The 21154-nt window shown below is 73.5% G+C and carries 21 protein-coding genes; 3 read left to right on the top strand and 18 right to left on the bottom strand.

Annotated elements, in window-relative coordinates; all coding sequences use genetic code 11:
- Positions 1-171 precede the first annotated feature (171 nt).
- Together AFE02nite_RS02835 and AFE02nite_RS02830 are read left to right on the top strand one after the other, a co-directional pair.
- On the top strand, positions 172-972 hold the full coding sequence (locus AFE02nite_RS02835; protein ID WP_034247917.1) for a peptidylprolyl isomerase: 801 nt from the start codon (positions 172-174) through the stop codon (positions 970-972).
- The gene (locus AFE02nite_RS02830) at positions 969-2693 is read left to right on the top strand and encodes a DUF349 domain-containing protein (RefSeq protein ID WP_307726032.1); all 1725 of its coding nucleotides are present in this window, start codon (positions 969-971) and stop codon (positions 2691-2693) included. Before AFE02nite_RS02835 ends, AFE02nite_RS02830 begins: the two co-directional genes overlap by 4 nt.
- A 63-nt stretch (positions 2694-2756) precedes the next feature.
- On the opposite strand, the gene AFE02nite_RS02825 is transcribed toward AFE02nite_RS02830, so the two are convergent.
- From AFE02nite_RS02825 to AFE02nite_RS02775, 11 genes are all read right to left on the bottom strand, one after another.
- Positions 2757-5057: a RelA/SpoT family protein gene (locus tag AFE02nite_RS02825; RefSeq protein WP_034244394.1), complete on the bottom strand. Its 2301-nt coding sequence runs from the start codon at positions 5055-5057 to the stop codon at positions 2757-2759.
- A gap of 258 nt (positions 5058-5315) precedes the next feature.
- Complete coding sequence (locus AFE02nite_RS02820; protein WP_034244375.1) at positions 5316-5852, bottom strand: adenine phosphoribosyltransferase; 537 nt, start codon at positions 5850-5852, stop codon at positions 5316-5318.
- Positions 5849-6955 carry a protein translocase subunit SecF gene (gene secF / locus AFE02nite_RS02815; protein WP_034244373.1) on the bottom strand — a complete coding sequence of 369 codons (1107 nt, stop codon included), beginning with the start codon at positions 6953-6955 and terminating at the stop codon, positions 5849-5851. Before secF ends, AFE02nite_RS02820 begins: the two co-directional genes overlap by 4 nt.
- Complete coding sequence (gene secD, locus AFE02nite_RS02810) at positions 6955-8796, bottom strand: protein translocase subunit SecD (protein ID WP_052113508.1); 1842 nt, start codon at positions 8794-8796, stop codon at positions 6955-6957. Before secD ends, secF begins: the two co-directional genes overlap by 1 nt.
- 39 nt (positions 8797-8835) lie before the next feature.
- Entirely contained in the window at positions 8836-9333 is a 498-nt protein-coding gene (gene yajC / locus AFE02nite_RS17265; RefSeq protein WP_186814476.1) for a preprotein translocase subunit YajC, read from the bottom strand.
- A 167-nt stretch (positions 9334-9500) separates the two neighbouring features.
- Positions 9501-10523, bottom strand: coding sequence for a Holliday junction branch migration DNA helicase RuvB (ruvB, locus tag AFE02nite_RS02800; protein WP_034244370.1), 1023 nt, complete (start codon positions 10521-10523; stop codon positions 9501-9503).
- A complete protein-coding gene (ruvA, locus tag AFE02nite_RS02795; RefSeq protein WP_034244367.1) occupies positions 10516-11121 on the bottom strand; it encodes a Holliday junction branch migration protein RuvA in 606 nt (201 codons plus the stop codon). The genes ruvB and ruvA overlap by 8 nt, the downstream gene beginning before the upstream one ends.
- Positions 11122-11184: 63 nt before the next feature.
- Positions 11185-11790: a crossover junction endodeoxyribonuclease RuvC gene (gene ruvC, locus AFE02nite_RS02790; RefSeq protein ID WP_034244387.1), complete on the bottom strand. Its 606-nt coding sequence runs from the start codon at positions 11788-11790 to the stop codon at positions 11185-11187.
- Between the two features lie 141 nt (positions 11791-11931).
- On the bottom strand, positions 11932-12693 hold the full coding sequence (locus AFE02nite_RS02785) for a YebC/PmpR family DNA-binding transcriptional regulator (protein ID WP_034244365.1): 762 nt from the start codon (positions 12691-12693) through the stop codon (positions 11932-11934).
- Positions 12694-12704: 11 nt separating this feature from the next.
- A complete protein-coding gene (gene pdxT / locus AFE02nite_RS02780; RefSeq protein ID WP_034244362.1) occupies positions 12705-13310 on the bottom strand; it encodes a pyridoxal 5'-phosphate synthase glutaminase subunit PdxT in 606 nt (201 codons plus the stop codon).
- A gap of 52 nt (positions 13311-13362) precedes the next feature.
- Positions 13363-14583 (bottom strand): pyridoxal phosphate-dependent aminotransferase, encoded by a 1221-nt coding sequence (locus tag AFE02nite_RS02775; protein WP_146819037.1) that lies wholly within the window; start codon positions 14581-14583, stop codon positions 13363-13365.
- A 96-nt stretch (positions 14584-14679) separates the two neighbouring features.
- Between AFE02nite_RS02775 and AFE02nite_RS17675 the strand changes: the two genes are divergently transcribed.
- Complete coding sequence (locus AFE02nite_RS17675) at positions 14680-15438, top strand: hypothetical protein (RefSeq protein ID WP_146819036.1); 759 nt, start codon at positions 14680-14682, stop codon at positions 15436-15438.
- Positions 15439-15490: 52 nt separating this feature from the next.
- Here the strand turns inward: AFE02nite_RS17675 and AFE02nite_RS02765 are convergent, their stop codons facing one another.
- From AFE02nite_RS02765 to AFE02nite_RS02735, 7 genes are all read right to left on the bottom strand, one after another.
- Complete coding sequence (locus tag AFE02nite_RS02765; RefSeq protein ID WP_034244357.1) at positions 15491-16027, bottom strand: NUDIX hydrolase; 537 nt, start codon at positions 16025-16027, stop codon at positions 15491-15493.
- 47 nt (positions 16028-16074) lie between these two features.
- Complete coding sequence (gene pdxS, locus AFE02nite_RS02760) at positions 16075-16953, bottom strand: pyridoxal 5'-phosphate synthase lyase subunit PdxS (RefSeq protein WP_222594338.1); 879 nt, start codon at positions 16951-16953, stop codon at positions 16075-16077.
- 189 nt (positions 16954-17142) lie between these two features.
- The gene (locus tag AFE02nite_RS02755; RefSeq protein WP_034244353.1) at positions 17143-17787 is read right to left on the bottom strand and encodes a hypothetical protein; all 645 of its coding nucleotides are present in this window, start codon (positions 17785-17787) and stop codon (positions 17143-17145) included.
- Complete coding sequence (locus AFE02nite_RS02750) at positions 17784-18983, bottom strand: glycosyltransferase family 4 protein (protein ID WP_034244351.1); 1200 nt, start codon at positions 18981-18983, stop codon at positions 17784-17786. Before AFE02nite_RS02750 ends, AFE02nite_RS02755 begins: the two co-directional genes overlap by 4 nt.
- Positions 18980-19972 carry a phosphatidylinositol mannoside acyltransferase gene (locus AFE02nite_RS02745; RefSeq protein ID WP_146819034.1) on the bottom strand — a complete coding sequence of 331 codons (993 nt, stop codon included), beginning with the start codon at positions 19970-19972 and terminating at the stop codon, positions 18980-18982. Before AFE02nite_RS02745 ends, AFE02nite_RS02750 begins: the two co-directional genes overlap by 4 nt.
- Positions 19969-20583, bottom strand: a complete 615-nt coding sequence (gene pgsA, locus AFE02nite_RS02740; protein WP_034244349.1) for a phosphatidylinositol phosphate synthase — start codon at positions 20581-20583, stop codon at positions 19969-19971. The genes AFE02nite_RS02745 and pgsA overlap by 4 nt, the downstream gene beginning before the upstream one ends.
- Positions 20580-21152, bottom strand: coding sequence for an HIT family protein (locus AFE02nite_RS02735; RefSeq protein WP_146819032.1), 573 nt, complete (start codon positions 21150-21152; stop codon positions 20580-20582). The genes pgsA and AFE02nite_RS02735 overlap by 4 nt, the downstream gene beginning before the upstream one ends.
- Positions 21153-21154: the final 2 nt, after the last annotated feature.

Raw genomic sequence — 21154 nt, 5'->3', positions numbered from 1 at the left:
AAGCGTAGCGGCGGCCGCCGAGACCAGACCGTGACGTCCAGGAGGCCCCCAGCGTCCGTCCGGCCCGGGCGCCTTGCCTAGACTGTGCGAGGCTCGGCGGCGCGCCCCGGCGTCCTCCGGCCCGCGGGTCGTGCCCGCGATCGCCCACGACGGCAGAAACGGGAGTCCGAGGTGTCCTCGAAGCAGCAGCAGCGCGAGTACGCGCGGCGGCGGTACGAGAAGTGGTTGGCCCACCAGCAGGAGGTCCGCGCGCGCGAGCGTCGCCGCATGATCGTCATCGGCTCCGTGCTCGGTGCGATCCTGCTCGCGGCGGTCGTCTGGCTGGTCCTCGACGCGACGGGCGACGACGGGTCGTCGAGCGCGCCCACGCCGACCGCGTCGGCACCGGCGGACCCCAGCACCGAGCCCTCGGAGCCGAGCGACGAGCCGACCCCCGAGCAGTCGAACGGGCCCGAGGTCCCCGATCCCGCGATCGCCGAGGGACGCACGTGGACCGCCCGGGTGGCCACGTCGGCCGGCGACCTCGTGCTCGAGCTCGACGGCGCCGCGGCGCCCCAGGCGGTGGCCTCGTTCGTCTCGCTCAGCCGCGACGGCTTCTTCACCGGCACCAGCTGCCACCGGCTCACCACCGCGGGCATCTTCGTCCTCCAGTGCGGCGACCCCACGGGTACCGGCACGGGCGGGCCCGACTACCGGTTCGGCCCGATCGAGAACGCGCCCGCTGACGACGTCTACCCCGCAGGCACCCTCGCGATGGCGCGGGTCGGCAACGACGGGTTCAGCAACGGCAGCCAGTTCTTCCTCGTCTACGAGGACTCGACGATCCCCGCCGACGGCGCCGGCGGCTACACGGTCTTCGGCCGCGTCGTCGAGGGCATGGACGTGCTGACCGCGGTGGCCGAGGCCGGCGTGGTCGAGGGCACCGAGCAGCCCGTGACCACCGTGACGATCGAAGGGCTGGAGGTCGAGTGAGCGAGAACGCGAACCACGCGACGAGCGAGGACGAGACCTTCATCGAGCCGGGCGGCGAGGCGGCCGAGGCTGCCATGCCGACGGCGGTGGAGTCCGGCGCCGGCGACGAGCCGGTGCCCACCGACGAGCCGGCCCCCGTGGCGCCGGAGGAGGCGACGGCCGACGTGAGCGACCCGACCCCGCAGACCGAGAGCACCGACGACGTGACGCCCGAGGAGGGCATCATCGAGCAGGCGGCCGCGATCGACGCGGCATCCGAGCCGGTCACCGAGCCGGCGGACGAGGACGCGTCCGAGCCCGCCACCGCGCCGGAGGCGGTCGCCGCCGACGCCCAGACGCCCAAGCCGGCGCCGCCGTCGCCGCGCGCCGTCCCGCGCCCGCCGAAGCGTGGCCGGGTGACCCCCGCGATCACCGGCCGCATCGCGCCGGCGGTGCCGCCGCCGCCCGACCTGTCGGAGGAGGACGCGCTGCACGCGGCGACCTTCGGCCGGGTGGACGACGAGGGCCGCGTCTGGGTGCGGGAGGAGGCCGGCGAGCGGGAGGTCGGCCAGTACCCCGACACCCCTGCGGCCGAGGCGCTCGCGTTCTACGTGCGCCGTTACGCCGACCTGCACGCCAAGATCGGCCTGTTCGAGGCCCGGCTCGCGGCGACCGACCTGGGCGTGAAGGAGATCGACTCCACGCTCGAGCACCTCACGGCCGAGCTCGAGGCCCCTGCCGCGGTGGGTGACCTGGACGCCCTGCGGCGCCGGCTCGCGACGCTGCGCGAGCGGGCCGACGCCCGTCGGACGGCCGTCGAGGCCGAGCGCACCGCTGCGAAGGCGGCGGCGGCCGAGGCGCGCCAGGCGATGGTCGAGGCCGCGGAGAAGATCGCCGCCACCGACCCGGCCAAGATGCAGTGGCGTCCGGCGGGTGAGCAGCTCCGCGTGCTCCTCGACTCCTGGAAGGAGGCGCAGCGCTGCGGCCCGCGTCTCGACCGGACCACCGAGGACGCCCTCTGGAAGCGGTTCAGCCACGCGCGTTCCACGTTCGACCGTGAGCGTCGCCGCTGGTTCGCCGAGCTGGAGAAGGCGAACGCCGGCGCGCGCGAGGTCAAGGAGCGCATCGTCGCCGAGGCCGAGGCCCTCGCCACGAGCACGGACTGGGGCGGCGCCTCGGCGGCCTACCGCGACCTCATGGCGCGCTGGAAGTCGGCCGGTCGTGCCAACCGCAAGGACGACGACGCACTGTGGGCGCGGTTCCGCGCCGCCCAGGACGCGTTCTTCGCCGCGCGCGACGAGCACCACCGCACGACCGACGCCGAGTTCGGTGCGAACCTCGAGCTCAAGCTGGCGCTCCTGGAGGAGGCGGAGCGCCTGGTGCCCGTCAAGGACCTGGCGGCGGCCAAGAGCGAGCTCCGCGCGATCCAGGACCGCTGGGAGAAGATCGGCAAGGTCCCGCGTGCGGACGTCCAGCGCGTCGAGGGCCGCCTGCGCGCGGTCGAGCAGGCCGTCCGCGACGCCGAGCAGAGCCGTTGGCAACGCACCAACCCGGAGACGCGTGCGCGCGCCGAAGGTGCGGCCGCCCAGCTCGTCTCCGCCATCGCCGCGCTCGAGGCCGACCTCGACAAGGCGCGTGCCAAGGGCGACGCTCGGAAGGTCGCCGAGATCGAGGAGTCGCTGTCCGCCCGGCGGGCGTGGCTCGAGCAGGTCGAGCGCGCCGCCGCGGAGTCGCGCGGCTGAGTCGCTCCGAGAAGCGCACGAAGGAGGGGGCGGACCGAACGGTCCGCCCCCTCCTTCGTGCGCTCACGTGAGGCTCGGCATCTCCGAGGCCCGGGAACCCGTGATCCGATAGACGTCGAAGACCCCGTCCACCTTCCGCACGGCGGCGAGGACGGAGTTCAGGTGGGTCGGGTCAGCCATCTCGAAGATGAACCGCGACATCGCGACCCGGTCGCGGCTCGTCGTCACCGTCGCCGACAGGATGTTCACGTGGTGGTCGGACAGCACCCGCGTGACGTCCGACAGCAGACGCGCCCGGTCCAGCGCCTCGACCTGGATGTGCACCAGGAAGAGCGTGTTCGGGCCGACGTCCCACTCGACCTCGACGAGCCGCTCGGGCTGCGCGCGCAGACCCTCGACGTTGCCGCAGTCCGCTCGGTGCACGCTGACGCCCGACCCGCGGGTGATGAAGCCGACGATCTCGTCACCGGGGACGGGCGTGCAGCACTTGGCCAGCTTGACCCAGACATCCGTGACGCCCTTGACCACGACGCCCGCGTCTCCGGTCCGCACCCGCGGCTGCCGGCCGGGCTGCGCGGTCTCGGCGACGTCCTCCTCGGTTCCCTGCTCGCCGCCCATCGACTGCACGAGCCGGTGCACGACCGTCGCCGCGGACGCCTGACCCTCCCCGATCGCCGCGTACAGCGACGAGACGTCGGCGAAGCGCATCTCGTTGGCGAGAGTGACCATCGCCTCGTGCGTGAGGAGCCGCTGGATCGGCAGGTTCTGCTTGCGCATCGCCTTCGCGATCGCGACCTTGCCGTGCTCGATGGCCTCCTCGCGGCGCTCCTTGGAGAACCACTGCCGGATCTTGTTCCGCGCGCGCGGGCTCTTGACGAACGTCATCCAGTCCCGGCTCGGCCCGGCGGCCTCGGACTTCGACGTCAGCACCTCGACGACGTCGCCGTTCTCGAGGGGTGAGTCGAGCGGGACGAGGCGCCCGTTGACCCGGGCGCCCATGGTCCGGTGGCCGACCTCGGTGTGCACCGCGTACGCGAAGTCGACAGGGGTCGAGCCTGCGGGCAGCGCCATCACGTCGCCCTTGGGCGTGAAGACGAAGACCTCCTGCCCGCGGATCTCGAAGCGCAGGGAGTCCAGGAACTCGGTCGGGTCCGCGGTCTCCTGCTGCCAGTCGATGAGCTGGCGGAGCCAGGCCATCTCGCCGGCGCCCTCGGCGCCCGCGCCGTTCTTGGTGTTCTCCTTGTACTTCCAGTGCGCGGCGACGCCGTACTCCGCGCGTCGGTGCATGTCGTGGGTGCGGATCTGGATCTCGACGGGCTTGCCGCCCGGCCCGATCACCGTCGTGTGCAGCGACTGGTACATGTTGAACTTGGGCATCGCGATGTAGTCCTTGAACCGGCCCGGGACCGGGTTCCATCGCGCGTGCAGGGCACCGAGCGCCGCGTAGCAGTCGCGCACCGTGTCGACGAGCACACGGACGCCCACGAGGTCGTAGATGTCGGCGAAGTCGCGGCCCCGCACGATCATCTTCTGGTAGATCGAGTAGTAGTGCTTCGGCCGGCCGGTCACCGTGGCCTTGACCTTGGCGCTGCGCAGGTCGGCGACGACGCGCTCGCGGACCACCGACAGGTACTCGTCCCGGGCGGGAGCCCGCTCGGCGACGAGGTGCACGATCTCCTCGTAGACCTTGGGGTACAGCGTCGCGAACGCGAGGTCCTCGAGCTCCCACTTGATCGTGTTCATGCCCAGCCGGTGGGCGAGCGGCGCGTAGATCTCGAGGGTCTCGCGGGCCTTCCGGCGCGCGGACTCCTGCGGCACGAACCGCCAGGTGCGCGCGTTGTGCAGGCGGTCCGCCAGCTTGATGACGAGCACGCGGATGTCGCGCGACATGGCGACGACCATCTTGCGCACGGTCTCCGCCTGCGCGGCGTCGCCGTAGGAGACCCGGTCGAGCTTGGTGACGCCGTCGACCAGGCCGGCGATCTCCTCGCCGAACTCCTCGCGCAGCTTCTCCAGCGAGTAGTCCGTGTCCTCCACGGTGTCGTGCAGCAGCGCGGCGGCCAGCGTCGGGACGGTCATCCCGAGGTCGGCCAGGATCGTCGCGACGGCGACCGGGTGGGTGATGTACGGGTCTCCGCTCTTGCGGGTCTGCCCCCGGTGCGCCTCCTCGGCCGTGGCGTAGGCACGCTCGAGAAGGCTGACGTCGGCGCGCGGCTGGTTGGCGCGGACGGCGACCATGAGCGGCTCGAGCACCGGCGACGCGGCGGACGGGCGGGTGCCGAACCGGACGAGACGTGAGCGGACGCGGCTCGACGGCGTCGGCGGCGCCTCGTTCCCCGGTGCGCGGGGGGCGGGCATCGCCATGACCCGGGCGGGCTCGCCGGGCGAGCCGCCACCAGCCTCGGCCTCCGGAGCGCGCTCGGGAGGAACTGCGGACGTCGGCGAGTCCGGCGTGGTGGGCTCGGCCATGGTCCCCTCCTCCCCCGGTTCTCGGCGCCTACGAGTCTGGAGCCTCCGAGTCTACTGTCGGCACAACGACCGCCGACCGCGAGGTATGCCCGCTGGACACCCGACGACCGGGACCCCGGTTGAGCGCCCGGGCACGCGGAAGGTCGGCCCCGTTCAGTAGGACAGCAGGACGTCGAGCGGCCTGCCCGGCAGACGGTCCCGACCGCCCAGGAACGTCAGCTCCATGAGGAAGGACAGCCCCACGACGACGCCCCCTGCCTTCTCGAGCAGCGCGACGGTCGCCGCCGCCGTACCGCCGGTCGCGAGGACGTCGTCCACCACGAGGACCCGGGAGCCGTCCCGGATCGTGTCGGGGTGCACCTCGAGGACGGCGCTGCCGTACTCGAGCTCGTAGGCGCCCGCGAGCGTCTCGCGCGGGAGCTTGCCGGCCTTGCGCACGGGGATGAACCCGGCGCCGAGCGCGACGGCCACCGGCGCACCGAGGATGAACCCGCGCGCCTCCATGCCCACGACCAGGTCGATCGGCCCGGGCGCGCGCGACGCCATGTCCTCGACCACGGCCTTCAGGGCGGCGCCGTCGGCGAGCAGCGGCGTGATGTCCTTGAACACCACCCCGGGCTCGGGGAAGTCCGGGACGTCCTGGACCAGCGACGCCGCCAGGTCGGCGAGGGGGCGACGCTCGTCGCTCACGACTTCCTCCCGGCCGGCCGGCTGGAGTTCTTGCGGCGCGGCTGCGCCCGGTTGCCCTGGTGCTCCCCCGGGACCAACGCGCCGACCCGCACGCGGACCTGCTCCTCGGCGCCGTCCTCGGTCACCACGGCGGCCCGCGCCTTCGTGACGAGCGCGTTGTGCTCGCGGATGTGCGGTTCACGCTCGCGCAGCCAGACGAGGAGCGGCGTCGCGAGGAACACCGAGGAGAACGTGCCGACGAGGATGCCGACGAAGAGCGCGAGCGCGATGTCGCGCAGCGTGCCGGCCCCGAGCAGGAACGCACCGATGAAGAGGATCGACGCGACCGGGAGCACCGCGACCACCGAGGTGTTCAGGGACCGGACGAGCGTCTGGTTCACCGCGAGGTTGGCCAGCTCGCCGAAGGTGTAGCGCTTCTGGTCGAGGACCTTGGCGACGTTCTCCCGCACCTTGTCGAAGACGACCACGGTGTCGTACAGCGAGTAGCCGAGGATCGTCAGGAAGCCGATCATCGTCGCCGGCGTCACCTCCCAGCCGACCGCCGCGTACACGCCGACCGTGATCGCGACGTCGTGCAGCAGGGCGACGATGCCCGACACCGCCATCCGCCAGTCGCGGAAGTAGACGGTGAGGACAGCGGCGACCAGCACGAGGAAGATGACGAGGCCGCGCATGGCCTTGCTCGTCACGTCCTTGCCCCAGGTGGCGCCGATGAACGACGAGCCGACCTGGTCCTTGTCCACGCCGTACGCGTCCGCGAGAAGGTTCGCGAGCTCGTCGGTCTCGTCATCGGTCAGCCTGGACGTCTGCACGCGGATGCTGTCCGAGCCCACGACGGAGACGCGCGGCGGGTCGGCACCCTCGATCTGCGCGACAGCGTCGAGCGCGGGCTGCTCGGCCACGTCGGCCACGCCCGGCACGGTGAACTCCGAGCCGCCGCGGAACGCGATGCCGAGGTTCAGGCCGACGGTCGTCAGGAGGACGACGGCGGCCAGCACCACGGCGCCGCCGAGGGCGAACCACCGGTTCTTCGTCCCCACGATGTTGTAGGAACGCTTCCCCGTGTAGAGGTCGTTGCCCCACTGGGCCATCCTGCCGGGCATCAGGCGTCCTTCCCCTCGGCCTGGGCGTGCTCGCCGGCGGCCGCCCGCTGGGCGGCCTTCCGCTCGGCGATGGTCATCCAGTCCCCGACGCCTGCCGCGACGGGCTGCGGCGCTCCTGCAGCGGGCTCAGGCTCTCGGACCTTGCCACGCCCGACGTACCGCGACCGGGCACCGAGCAGGCTCGGGTCGAGACCGGAGAACCGGTGGCCCTCGGCGAAGAACCGCCGACGGGAGAGCAGCAGCATCACGGGGTGCGTGAAGAGGAACACGATGATCAGGTCGATCACCGTGGTCAGCCCCAGGGTGAACGCGAACCCGCGGACCCCGCCCACCGCGAGGAAGTACAGCACGACGGCAGCGAGGAGGCTCACGGCGTCGGAGGCCAGGATGGTCCGCTTGGCGCGGCTCCAACCGGCGTCCACCGCGGCCGCGAGCGGGCGTCCCTCGCGTAGCTCGTCCTTGATCCGTTCGAAGTAGACGATGAACGAGTCCGCTGTGATACCGATCGCGACGATCAGACCCGCGACACCGGGCAGGCTCAGCCGGTAGCCCTGGACCCACGACAGCACCGTGATCGTCAGGAACGCGAGCGCGCCCGCCACCACGAGCGAGGCGATCGTGACGAAGCCCAGGGCGCGGTACTGACCCAGCGAGTACAGGCCGACGAGGATCAGGCCGATGAGGCCGGCCAGGAGGCCGCGCTGCAGCTGCTCGTCACCGAGCGTCGCCGAGATCTGCTCCTCGCTCTGCACCTCGAAGGTGAGCGGCAGGGAGCCGAAGTTGAGCTGGCGGGCGAGCGTGTTCGCGGCCGCCGTCGTGAAGTTGCCGGAGATCTCCGCCCCGCCGTCGGGGATCACGGAGTTGACCTGCGGCGCCGAGATGACCAGGCCGTCGAGCACGATGGCGAACTGGTTGCGCGGCGCCTCCAGCGACAGCAGACGCTCGGTGGTGTCCGCGAAGATCCGCGTCCCCTCCGAGTTGAACTCGAGGTTCACGACCCGCTCGTTGGTGATCGCACCCTGGGCGGTGACGCGCAGCCCGGAGCTCGCGCTCGAGACCAGGTCGCCCGTGATCTCCACGGGGCCGAGGGCGTACTTCGCGGTCCCGTCGACCGCACAGGTCACGAAGCCGGCGTTCGGGTCGCCCACCCGGCTGGCACCGCCGACGAGGTTCGCCGGGTCCGTGCAGTCGAGCTCGTTCAGCTGCGTCGTGAGGTCGGCCGTCAGCCAGGAGAGGTCGCTCGGGTTCGCGGGCGTCGCGCTGTCGCCCGACCCGCTGTCGCCCGACCCACCGTCGCCCTCGCCGGTGGCCGCCTTCGAGACCTGGTCGGCGGTGCCGGCGCCGTCCTCGGTACCCGTGGCGCCCTCGTCCGTCGCGCCGTCGCCGACCGCGGCGTCGTCGGTGGGGACGGTCGGGTCGGCCACGGCCGTCGGGTCGTACGGCTCCGGGTTCGCGACCACCAGCACCGGCCGGAAGACCAGCTGGGCCGACTCCTTCACGAGCCGCAGGGTCTCCTCGCTCGGGGTGCCCGGCAGGCCGACGACGATGTTGCTGCCGCCCTGGCTGGTGATCTCGGCCTCGGCGACGCCGGACGCGTCGACGCGCTGCCGGATGATGTCGATGGCCTGGGCGATCGCGGCGTCCGTCACGTCCTCACCGGTCGTCGCGACCGGCCGGAGGATGACCTCCGTGCCGCCCTCGAGGTCGAGGGCGAGCTGGGGTGTCAGGCTCGCGTCCGACCATCGCTCTCCCGCGACGAGGGCGGCCACCAGGCCGATGACGAGCAGTGCCAGGGTCACCAGCGGGCGCACAGGTCGCTCGCGGCGGGTCGTCGTAGCCAACGTCAGTCTTCTCTCGTGAGCAGTGCGCGTCGCTGCGCGTCAGGCCGTGGGCTTGTCGTCGTCCGTCGAGGTCAGGCTGGAGGCGTCGTCGGGGACCTCGACATCCTCCCAGTCGCCGTCGGCGCCGTCGTTCTCGTCGCCGGACTCCTCGTCCGTCGCCTCGTCGTCGGCGTCCTCGTCCGTGTACTCCTCGTCGGTGTACTCGTCCTCGCCGTACTCGTCGTCGGCGTACTCGTCCTCGGCGTCCTCGTCGAGCTCCTCGTCGGCGCCCTCATCCACGACCGGCGTGACGACCGTCGCGATCGCGCGCTTGGCCCAGCGCATCGTGACGCCCGGTGCGGTCTCGAGGACGACGACGTCGTCCTCGATGGCGACGACCGTGCCGTACAGACCACCGTGCGTCATGACGTCGGCCCCCGGGGCGAGCGACTCCATCAGGGCGGCCTGCTCCTTGCGCATCTTCCGCTGCGGCGCGCCCATGAACCACAGGAGGCCGATGAGCAGCAGAGGAAGCAGGAAAATCTCGAGTCCACCCATGTGGGTCACGCGCCCTTCGATCGGTTTGCCGCCGGGCAGTCTAGGCGACCTGCCGACCCCCGCCCTAACCCCCGGCCGCACAGATGCGCACCGGTTCGTCCCGGGGCGTCGACGAGCCCGTCCTGGAGCCCGCCGCTGTGGGCCCTAGGGCCCGTTCCTGCGTCGATTCACCCGAAGAGGCTGGCCGGCCCGCCCGGCGCCGCCAGGTCCAGGTGCTCCCACGCCCGCGGGGTGGCGACCCTCCCGCGCGGCGTCCGCCCGATCAGGCCCTCCCGCACGAGGAACGGCTCGGCGACGGTCTCGACCGTCTCCGGCTCCTCGCCGACGGCCACCGCCAGGGTCGTCAGGCCGACGGGACCGCCGCCGAAACGCACGCAGAGCGCGCGCAGCACGGCCCGGTCGAGGCGATCGAGCCCGAGCTCGTCGACCTCGTAGACCTCGAGCGCGGCGCGCGCGGCCGCTCGGTCACACGTCCCGTCCCCGCGGACCTGGGCCCAGTCCCGCACGCGCCGCAGCAGGCGGTTCGCGATCCGGGGCGTGCCGCGCGACCGGCCGGCGATCTCGGCCGCCGCGTCGTCCGCGAGGTCCACGCCGAGCAGGCCGGCCGACCGCCGCAGCACCTGCTCGAGCTCGGCGGACGAGTAGAAGTCGAGGTGGCCGGTGAAACCGAACCTGTCGCGCAGCGGCGCGGGCAGGAGCCCGGCGCGCGTCGTCGCGCCGACCACGGTGAACGGCGGGAGCGTCAGCCCGATCGCGTTCGCCCCGGCGCCCTTCCCCACGACGACGTCGACCCGGAAGTCCTCCATCGCGACGTACAGCAGCTCCTCGGCCGGCCGGGCGAGGCGGTGGATCTCGTCGACGAAGAGCACCTCGCCCTCGTCCAGGGACGAGAGCACCGCGGCGAGGTCCCCGGCGTGCTGGATCGCGGGCCCGGACGTCACGCGCACCGACGTGCCGAGCTCCGCCGCGATGATCATGGCGAGCGTCGTCTTGCCGAGCCCGGGCGGGCCGGACAGCAGCACGTGGTCGGGCACCCCGCCGCGGGCGAGCGCGGCGTGCAGCACCAGCTCGAGCTGCTCACGGACGACGTGCTGGCCGACGAACTCCGCCAGTCGCCGCGGACGCAGCGCGGCCTCGGCGGCGCGCTCGGCCTCATCGACCTCGGGCGCGACGACGCGCTCGTCAACCACGGCCGCCCCCGAGCGTGCGCAGGGCGCTGCGGAGCACGAGCGGGACGTCGTCGGCGGACACAGGCCCGGCGTCGTCGGGGACCACCGCGCGCACGGCGTCCTCCGCCGCCCGCGTGGCCCAGCCCAGCCCCACCAGAGCCTCCACGACGGTGGCGCGCCGATCCTCGGCCGGGGCGCTCTCCCCGCCGGCCGAGGCCGGCGGGCCAAGACGGTCGCCGAGCTCCAGGACGATCCGCTGGGCGCCCTTGCGCCCGATCCCCGGGACCCGCTGCAGCGCCGCGAGGTCCTCCGTCGCGACTGCGCGGCGCAGCGCGTCCGGCGGGTGCACGGCGAGCATCGCGAGGGCCAGCCGTGGCCCGACGCCGCTGACGGTCTGGACCGCCTCGAACACGTCGCGCTCGTCGGCGTCGGCGAAGCCGTAGAGCGTCAGGGCGTCCTCGCGGACCACCAGGGAGGTCGCGAGCCGGGCCTCTGCTCCCCTGCGCAGGCCGGCGAGCGTGGCGGGCGTCGCGTGCGCGAGCAGCCCGACCCCGCCGACCTCGATGACGACGCCGTCGAGACGCACGTCCACGACGCGACCGGACAACGACGCGATCACCGACACTCCTCCGAGACGAACAGGTGTACGACCGACGGTAACAGGCCGCACGCCGACGGCGGGTCAGCGACCGCCCCGGCGCGCCGCTGCCTCGGCACGGGCCCACTCCTCCTGCGCACGGGTCCGCCCTGCGGGCCGACCCGACCCGGTCGCAACCCTGGTCCCGACCGGCGCGTCCGGGGCGGCGAGCCCGCCCGGCAGGGGCCGCCAGAGGTGGCAGACGGCGAGGGCGAGGGCGTCCGCGGCATCCGCGGGCTGCGGGGCCTCCGCGAGCCCGAGGATGCGCGCGACCATGGCCTGCACCTGGGCCTTGGACGCGCGGCCGTGCCCCGTGACGGCCGCCTTGACCTCGCTGGGCGTGTGCAGCGCCACCGGGATGCCGCGCCGGGCCGCGGCCAGCATGACGACGCCGGACACCTGCGCGGTGCCCATCACGGTGCGCAGGTTGTGCTGCGCGAAGACCTGCTCGACAGCGACGGCGTCAGGGCTGTGCCGGTCGAGCCAGGCGTCGACCTCACCGGCGATGAGCGCGAGCCGGGCCTCGGGGGGCTGACCGGGCTGCGACCGGGCGACGCCGACGTCGACGAGGACGGCCCGACGGCCCGGTGCCGCGTCCACGACGCCGAGGCCGCACCGGGTCAGGCCTGGGTCGACTCCGAGCACGCGCACGGTGCCAGTCTCACAGCCCCGCCCCGTGTGGAGCGTCTTCGACGCGACACGCGGGCGTGTCGCGTCGGACCGCTCCACCCCCGCGCGGATCGCTCCACGCGCGGGATGAACGCTCCACTCGCCAGGGGGTGGACGGCGGGATCAGTCCTCGTCCTCGAGCTCGGCCATGACCTCGTCGGAGGCGTCGAAGTTCGCGTAGACGTTCTGCACGTCGTCGCTGTCCTCGAGCGCATCGATCAGGCGCAGGATCTTCCGGGCGCCCTCGACGTCGACCTCGATCTGGGTCGCGGGCACGAACTGCGCCTCGGCCGAGTCGTAGTCGATGCCCGCCTCCTGGAGCGCGGTGCGCACCGCGACGACGTCGCTCGCCTCGCTCATCACCTCGAACGCCTCACCGAGGTCGTTGACCTCCTCGGCCCCGGCGTCGAGGACGGCGGTGAGGACGTCGTCCTCGGTGAGCCCGTCGCTCTTCGGCACGATCACGACGCCGCGACGGGAGAAGAGGTAGGAGACCGACCCGGGGTCCGCCATCTGGCCGCCGTTGCGCGTGAACGCGACGCGGACGTCGGACGCGGCCCGGTTCCGGTTGTCGGTGAGGCACTCGACGAGGACGGCGATCCCGCCGGGGCCGTAGCCCTCGTACATGATCGTCTGGTAGTCGGCGCCGCCGGCCTCCTGGCCGGAGCCCCGCTTGACCGCGCGATCGATGTTGTCGTTCGGCACCGAGGTCTTCTTCGCCTTCTGGATGGCGTCGAAGAGCGTCGGGTTGCCGGCCGGGTCACCGCCGCCCGTGCGGGCCGCGACCTCGATGTTCTTGATGAGCTTGGCGAAGAGCTTCCCCCGCCGGGCGTCCACGACCGCCTTCTTGTGCTTGGTCGTGGCCCACTTGGAGTGACCGGACATGCAGGGGCTCCTCAACGGCTCTCGACGATGCTGACGAACAGACGGTGGAGACGCTGGTCCCCCGTGAGCTCGGGGTGGAAGGACGTGGCCAGCACGTCGCGCTCCCGCACCGCGACGATCCTACCGGCGGCGGCACCGCTCTCCACGCGGGCGAGCACCTGAACCCGCGGCCCGACCTCCTCGACCCACGGCGCCCGGATGAAGACGGCGTGCACGGGGTCGTCCTGGCTGTCCGGGACGCCGTCGACGACGAGATCGGTCTCGAACGAGTCGACCTGCCGACCGAACGCGTTGCGCCGCACCGTGACGTCCAGGCCGCCCAGGGTCTGCTGGTCGGCCGTCCCACCCGTGATGCGGTCGGCCAGCAAGATCATGCCTGCGCACGACCCGAAGGCGGGCAGTCCGTCGGCGATCGCCTGCCGCAGGGGCTCGAAGAGGTCGAACGCCCGCAGCAGCTTGTCGATGGTGGTCGACTCCCCGCCGGGGATGACGATCCCGTCGAGGCCCTCGAGCTCGCGCGGGCGCCGGACGGGGACGGCGGCGGCACCGCACGCCTCGAGAATCGCGGCGTGCTCCCGCACGTCGCCCTGCAGCGCCAGCACCCCGATCCGCGTCACGGTGGGCGATCCTACGTGCTCGCCGCCACTCGTCCGCGCGCGGGGCGACGGATCAGCGACCCGCTGCGGACCCGACCGCGTCCAGGCTGCCCGACGGCGTCCCGGCCACCGCCGCGTCCGCCGACCACGCGTGCACCTGGTCGGCCAAGCGGTCGAGACCCTCCAGCACGGCGTCGCGCCCGGCGGCGAGGGACACGCGCACGAAGCCCTGCGCGGCCGCGCCGAACGTCGAGCCCGGGGCGACGGCGACGTGCCGCTCGGCCAGCAGGCGCCGCGCGAACGCGTCGCTGTCGCTGGTCGCCGCCGAGACGTCGACCATGAGGTAGAAGGCCCCTTCCGGGCGCACGCAGCCGATCCCCCGCGCCTGCAGCAGGCTGACGGCCGCGTCCCGGCGCTCGCGGTAGGAGTCCCGCGCCGCGACGACATGGTCCTGCGGCCCGCGCAGCGCCGCGAGGGCCGCGCGCTGGCCGATCGTCGACGGGCACGAGATCGTCGCCTCGGCGAGCTGGCCCATGAGGTCGTGCACCGTCGGGTCCGGCACGACGACGTACCCGATCCGCCAGCCCGTCATCGCGTGGGCCTTCGAGAAGCTGAAGAAGCTGAGCACCCGCCCGTCCGGGTCGAGGCCGGTGATCCCGACGTGCGGCGCGTCGAAGGTGAACTCCTCGTAGCACTCGTCCGACAGCACCCACAGGTCGTGCCGGCGTGCGATCTCGACGATCGCCGCCAGCACCTCGCGCGGGTAGACCGCGCCGGTCGGGTTGTTCGGCGAGCAGACGACGATGGCGCGGGTGCGCGAGCTCACCGCCCGTTCGACGTCCGCCGGGTCGGGGACGAAGCCCGCGGACGCGCGGGTCGCGTAGGTGCCCACGCCCAGCCCGGCCGACACCGCCGCCATCCGCCAGTTCGGGAACTCCGGGTCCGGGAGAAGTACCTCCTCGCCGGGGGCCAGGACGGACTGGAGAGCCATCGTGAGGCCGTGCATCGCGCCGTGGGTGACGACGATCTCGTCCGCGGTGGTCGGCCGACCCGTGGTGCGGGTGGCGCGCTCTGCCAGCGCCTCGCGGAGCTCCACCAGACCCGTGCTGGACGAGTAGCCCGTGTGCCCCGCCCGCGCGTCGGCCGCCGCGGCGGCGATGATGTGCTCGGGCGTGGTCAGGTCGGGCTCGCCGACCTCGAGGCGGATGGCCTGCGGGTCGCGGAGCGCGAGCTCCATGAGCGTGCGGATGCCGCTGCGCGGGATGGCCGCGACCGGCGACGTGGTGATCGGCATGCGAGGACGCTAGCCGCCCGCCGACCACTTGTGTACCGACCAGTACGGAATTGGCGTACCGACCAGTACGCGTCTCCCCGCCGATACGCTCGACAGGTGAGCAGCCAGCAGCAGCCCCCGTACGGCCAGCCGGCGTACGGCCAGCCGGCGTACGGCCAGCCGGCGTACGGCCAGCCGGCGTACGGCCAGAGCTACGGCGCGTCGGCGTACCCGCCGGCGCAGCCGCCACGGAAGACCTCGACCACCGGACCGAAGATCACGGTGGCGATCGGCGTCGTCGTCCTGATCGTCTCGGTCGTCCTCCTCGTCGTCGGCGGCCTCTCGATCGCCAGGACCCTGCCCACGGACGTGCTGGCGCTGGACGGGTCGCCGGGCGACGGCGTGGTCGGCGTCGTCGACCTCCCGGGCTCCGGTCAGGTCGGGCTCGCCGGCGACACCAGGTACGCCGTGTACCTCGTGCACGACGTCAGCCGCTCCGTGCGCACGGACCTGCCGTCGGTCACGTCGCCCGCCGGTCGACGCGTCGCGGTGGGCGGAGCCGCCTACAGCTCGACCACGACCATGGGTGACACGCACGCGGCGGCCATCGCATCGTTCACCACCGACGAGGCCGGCGAGTACACGGTCGCCCTCGACGTGCGCGACGCCGCGTTCGGCGCCGAGCCGGGCGAGCAGGTGCGCCTGTTCGTCGTCGAGGACATCGGGGCCGGCGGCTTCTTCGCCGGCCTGTTCGGGGGCGTCGCCGGGCTGCTCGGCGGCATCTTCCTGGGCCTGGTGGCGATCGTCCTGCTCGTCGTCGGCGGCATCATGTGGGGCGTGCGCCGCGGCAACGCGCGCCGGCTCGGCCAGGCGTAGGCGAACCGGTCGGCACCCGTCCCCGCGCTGCGTCGGCAGCGGCACCCGCGGGTCAGCCGACGAGGCCCTCGTCCGGCAGCGCTCGCACGACGCCGTCCCAGCCCGTCAGGAGCTCGCGCACCAGCGGGACGAAGTCCGCGGGGAACACCTCCTCGGCGACCGCCTCCAGGGCGTCGAGGTCCCACCATCGGACCTCGTCCATGAAGGCGCGCTCGACGTCGGTCCAGCCGTCGGTCCGGATCGGACCGGGCTCGGGCAGCCGGGCGAGGAAGAACTCCTCGTCCTGGCGGACGGTCCGGGCCGCGAAGTCGAAGACAGCACGCCGCCGCGCCACCGGCCCGACGACGTCGGCGGGGTCGACGACGAAGCCGGTCTCCTCGCGCAGCTCACGAACGGCCGCCGCCACGCCGGTCTCGCCGGGGTCGATCCCGCCGCCCACCGTGAACCACCAGCTGCGCGACGGGTTGTCGACGTCGTGCCCGCGGACCATCAGCACGCGCCCGGCGGCGTCGAGCAGGACGAGCCGGGCACCGCGCCGGAACGGAACCCCGTCCGGGCCCTCGACCCAGTCGGGACCGAGCTGCGTCACGCGGACAGCGGCTGGTCCGGGGGCCGCCTTGCGCGGTACCCGGGACGTCACCAGCCCCGCTCGGCCAGCCGGTGCGGCTCGGGGACGTCCTCGACGTTGATGCCCACCATCGCCTCGCCCAGACCGCGCGAGACCTCGGCGATCACACTGGGGTCGTCGTAGAACGTGGTGGCCTTGACGATCGCCGCGGCGCGCTTGGCGGGGTCGCCGGACTTGAAGATGCCGGAGCCGACGAACACGCCCTCGGCGCCGAGCTGCATCATCATCGCCGCGTCCGCCGGGGTCGCGATGCCGCCCGCCGTGAACAGGACGACCGGGAGCTTGCCGGTCTCGGCAACCTCCTTGACCAGGTCGTACGGCGCCTGGAGGTCCTTGGCCGCGACGTAGAGCTCGTCCTCGGGCAGCGAGGTGAGCCGGCGGATCTCGTCACGGATCTGACGCATGTGGGTCGTGGCGTTCGAGACGTCACCGGTGCCCGCCTCGCCCTTCGAGCGGATCATCGCCGCACCCTCGGTGATGCGGCGCAGGGCCTCGCCGAGGTTCGTCGCGCCGCACACGAACGGGACGGTGAACGCCCACTTGTCGATGTGGTGCGCGTAGTCCGCCGGGGTGAGGACCTCCGACTCGTCGACGTAGTCCACGCCGAGTGCCTGCAGCACCTGCGCCTCGACGAAGTGGCCGATGCGGGCCTTCGCCATGACGGGGATGGAGACGGCGTCGACGATCCCCTGGATGAGGTCCGGGTCGCTCATGCGGGCGACGCCACCCTGGGCGCGGATGTCCGCGGGCACCCGCTCGAGCGCCATCACCGCGACGGCCCCGGCGTCCTCGGCGATCTTCGCCTGGTCGGCCGTGACCACATCCATGATCACGCCGCCCTTGAGCATCTCGGCCATGCCGCGCTTGACCTTCGCGGTGCCGATCATCGTGGGGTTGTCGCTCACGTTCATCCCTCGGTCGGTGGTGGTTGCCAGCGGTGGCGGTCGCCGTCGTCGGCGGTTCGCGCCGGCCCGTTCGGCCGCGCAGCCGCGTCGCACAGGCGGAGCCGGCGGCGGTCCCTCATCCTAGTGCGGGCCGCGGCGCGCCCTCCTCCGCATTCCAGGGCGCGGCCGACGTCAGGCGGCCTGGGCCACCCGCCGCAGCGCCTCGGGCCAGTCGTCGTCGATCTCGACGGTCTGCGGAAGGGGGGCGTGGCCGGCGAGGCGCAGGGCCCGGACGACGACCTTGTGACGCACCCGCTGCGCCTGGGCGACCGCCTCGTTGTGGAACCGGCGGGCCAGCTGCACGCGGTACCAGGCCGCGGCCAGGGCCTCGACGAGCTCCGCGCCGCCCGGCTGGGCCACGAGGGCGGCCACCTCGTCGTCGTCGGCCAGCGCCTCGCGGACCGTGCGGGAGAGCTCGCTCTCCCCCAGGTCGCGCTCCACCGGGTCGTCCGCGCGGGCTCCCGGCCCGTCCGGGCCCAGCATGCGGTCCAGGTCGGGCAGCGCCGCGACGAGCTCGGCGCGCCCGTATCCGCCCGCCGACAACGCCGCCCAGGCCGCCTCCCCGACGAGCACGGAGCTCACCGGGTCCAGCAGGCCGGACGAGGCGAGCTCCGCCGCGGCGGACGCGCGCCGCACGAGCTGGTTCTCCAGCGCCGACCGGGACGTGGCCACCTTCCGGTGCAGCCGGTCCAGACGGTTCGCCGAGACCCAGACGAGCCACAGCAGGAGCAGCAGCCCCGCCGCGACCAGCAGCGTGACCTCGGACCAGCTCGTCACGACTCCTCCGTCTCCGCCGGGCGGGGACCCCGTCGCGACGACGGGTCCTCGCCCACCCGCACCCGCGGCCCGCCCGCCAGGACCATCTCGTACACGGTGAGCACCTGCTCGGTCACCACCGACCAGTCGTACCGGCGCACGACGGCGGAGGCCCGCTGGGCGGTGCGGCGCCGCTGCTCCGGGTCCCGCAGGACGGTGACGAGGGTCCGCGCCAGCGCCGCGCTGTCCCCGTTCGGGAACAGCACGCCGGCGTCCCCGTCGTCGAGCACGCGCCGGAACGCGCCGAGGTCGCTCGCGACCACCATGGCGCCCGCGCTCATCGCCTCCACGAGCACGATGCCGAAGCTCTCCCCGCCCGTGTGCGGCGCGCAGTACACGTCGACCGAGCTGAGCAGCCGGGCCTTCTCCTCGTCCGAGATGCCACCGAGGAACTCCACGGACGCGGCGAGCGGCCCGAGCGCCTCGCGGGCCTCCTCCGCGCCCGTGTCGCCGCGGCCGGCCACGAGGAACCTCGCGCCGGGGATCGCCTCGAGCACGGCCGGGATCGCGGCCGTGAGCACCGGAAGTCCCTTCCGGGGCTCGTCGAGCCGCCCGAGGAACGCGATCGTCGGCCGCTCGGGGGTGCCGGTCCACCGGGCGTCGGCCTCGGCCTGCTCGAACACGTCGGCGTACACGCCGTTCGGGATCACGACGGCGTCGCCGCCGAGGTGCTCGACCAGCGTCCGACGGGCGTCCTCCGAGACGGCGATGCGGGCGGCGATCTTCTCGAGGCTGGGCCGCACCAGCGGGTGCGCGACCTGCAGCGCGCGCGAGCGCAGGAGCGCCGTGTGGAACGTGGCCACGATCGGGCCCGAGGCGACCCAGAGCGCCAGCATGCCGAGGCTCGGCGTCACGGGCTCGTGCAGGTGCAGGATGTCGAACTCGCCCGCCGTCACCCAGCGCCGCACGCGCCGCGCGCTCATAGGCCCGAAGGTCATGCGGGCGACCGAGCCGTTGTAGCGCACGGGCACCGCCCGACCCGCCGGGGTGATGTAGTCGGGCAGGGGCGTCTCGTCGTCGGCGGGCGCCAGCACCGAGACCGAGTGACCGCGACGCTCGAGCGCCTCGGCGAGGTCGCGGACGTGGAACTGGACCCCACCGGGCACGTCGAACGAGTAGGGGCAGACGATGCCGACCCGGAGCGGCTCGAGGCTCATGCGTCCTCCTCGGGCGCGTCGGGCGCGTCGGCCGACGGCGCCGTCGAGGCCGGCGCCACGACCCGCGCCGGGTCCAGGTCGCCGACGAACACCCGCTGCAGCATGTGCCAATGGGTCGGGTGGGCCGCGATGTCCGCACCGAGGACGTCCACCCAGGCCTGCGTCAGCGCGGCCACCTGCTCGCTGCGCGGCACGTCCGGCGGCACGGCGATCGCAGGGGTGAAGGTGAGGACGATGCCCCACCGCGACCGCGCGGCCCGGCGCCGGGCGCCGTAGATCCGCTCGTGCCGGATGAGGGTCGGTACGAGGGCAGCGCCTGTCGCCACCGCCAGGGCGGCCGGACCGGCGGCGACGCGCGCCCGCTCGCCGAGCAGGTCGACCTCCACGCCCTTGGAGGTGAGGTCCCGGTCGGCGAGCAGGGGCACGAGGACGCTCCCGGTCCGCAGCGTGCGGACGAGCTCGCGGAAGACGTCACCGCCCTTGTCGAGCGGGATGATGCGCAGTCCGATGGCCTCGCGCAGGCCGACGAAGGCGTCGAACACCTCGACCGGCTCGAGGCGCTCGGCCACCGTGGTCACCGGTGCGAGGTGCACCGTCGCCCAGGCGCCCGCGAGGTCCCAGTTGCCCTGGTGCCCGAGCGCGAGCACCACCGGCCGTCCTGATCCGCAGGCCTCGAGGACGGGCGCCTCCCCGACGGCGCGGACCCGTGCGTCGACCTGCTCGGGCGTCAGCCGCGGCAGCGCGAAGGCCTCCGCGTAGTACCGCAGGTAGTTGCGCATGCCCTCGAGGCTCAGGCGACGCAGCTCGCGCTCGCTCGCCTCCGGCCGTGCACGCCGCAGGTTCGCCTCCAGGCGCCGGACCCCGGAACCGTGCAGCAGCCAGGCGACGTCGGCGGCGATGCGCATGAGGGCGCGCGACAGGCCCTCCGGCGCCGCGCCGAAGAAGCGGAAGGCGAGCAGCGTGGCCCCGCCCGACGTGCGCCGTCTCACGCCTGACCCGCCTGGACGACCTGCCTGCGCACGACGACGATCCGCTGGACGACCGTGACGAGGCTGGCCGCCGCGAGCAGGCCGAGGGCGATCGTGAGCACGGCGCCGGGGGCACCGAGGCCCACCACGCCCGCAGCGGTCAGGGCGACGACGAGCCGGTCGCCGCGCTCGGCGATGCCGACGTTCGCCGTCATGCCGATCCCCTCGGCGCGGGCTCGGACGTAGGGCACGATCGAGCCGAGGACCAGGCAGGCGAGCCCGAGCACGGCGCCGACCTCGTCCTCGCCCGGGCCCGCCAGCCAGATCACCAGGCCCACGAAGATCGCGCCGTCGGCGAACCGGTCCAGCGAGGAGTCCAGGAAGGCACCCCACGGGCCCTGGCGCCCGGACAGCCGGGCCATCAGGCCGTCCACCGCGTCGCTCATCGCGAAGAACCAGCACACCAGGGCGCCGGCGAGCAGGTGACCCGTCGGGAAGAGGACGAGCGCCGAGGCCATCACGCCGAGCGTGCCGAGGATCGTGACCGCGTCGGGTGAGAGCCCGGCCCGCAGCAGCGCCTTCGCCAGGGGGGTGAAGAGCCGCCCGAAGCCGGCCCTCAGCTTGCTGATCACGCTCGTCCTTCCGTCGGCCAGGCGTCGGCGAGGCGCTTGCGCGTGTCGGCCAGCAGCTCCGGCAGGGTCTTGGTCCGCCCGACGACGGGCAGGAAGTTCGCGTCGCCGGTCCACCTCGGCACGACGTGCTGATGCAGGTGGGCGGCGATCCCGGCCCCGGCCGCGCTCCCCTGGTTCACACCGAGGTTGAAGCCCTGGGCACGGTAGACGGCCCGCAGCGTGCGCATCGCGTCGGCCGTCATGGTGCCGAGCTCGACGCCCTCGTCGGCCGTGAGCTCGGTGTAGTCGGCGACGTGCCGGTACGGCAGCACCATGAGGTGCCCGGAGTTGTACGGGTAGAGGTTGAGCAGGGCGAACACCGCCCGCCCGCGCGCCACGACGAGCACGTCGGCGTCGTCGTCGGAGGCCGCCGCACGGCAGAACGGGCACGTGTCCGCGCCGTCGCCGGTCGGCTTGTTCTCGCCGCCTAGGTAGACGGCGCGGTGCGGCGTCCAGAGGCGCTGGAGCCCGTCCGGGTCCCCGGCGAGTGCGCCCGGCGCCTCCACCACGGCGTCGTCGCCGGTCGGCACGC

The organism is Actinotalea fermentans (assembly GCF_007991475.1).
GTDB lineage: Bacteria > Actinomycetota > Actinomycetes > Actinomycetales > Cellulomonadaceae > Actinotalea > Actinotalea fermentans.
The sequence above is the reverse complement of the archived record's forward strand: the minus strand, read 5'-3'. Positions and strand labels throughout refer to the sequence as shown.

Bases quoted from the DNA above. Each gene is read 5' to 3' on its own strand.
- AFE02nite_RS02825 (WP_034244394.1), bottom strand. From the start codon at position 5,057: ATGGCGATGCCCGCCCCCCGCGCACCGGGGAACGAGGCGCCGCCGACG.
- secF (WP_034244373.1), bottom strand. From the start codon at position 6,955: ATGCCCGGCAGGATGGCCCAGTGGGGCAACGACCTCTACACGGGGAAG.
- yajC (WP_186814476.1), bottom strand. From the start codon at position 9,333: ATGGGTGGACTCGAGATTTTCCTGCTTCCTCTGCTGCTCATCGGCCTC.
- AFE02nite_RS02785 (WP_034244365.1), bottom strand. From the start codon at position 12,693: ATGTCCGGTCACTCCAAGTGGGCCACGACCAAGCACAAGAAGGCGGTC.
- AFE02nite_RS02775 (WP_146819037.1), bottom strand. From the start codon at position 14,583: ATGCCGATCACCACGTCGCCGGTCGCGGCCATCCCGCGCAGCGGCATC.
- pdxS (WP_222594338.1), bottom strand. From the start codon at position 16,953: ATGATCGGCACCGCGAAGGTCAAGCGCGGCATGGCCGAGATGCTCAAG.
- AFE02nite_RS02750 (WP_034244351.1), bottom strand. From the start codon at position 18,983: ATGAGCCTCGAGCCGCTCCGGGTCGGCATCGTCTGCCCCTACTCGTTC.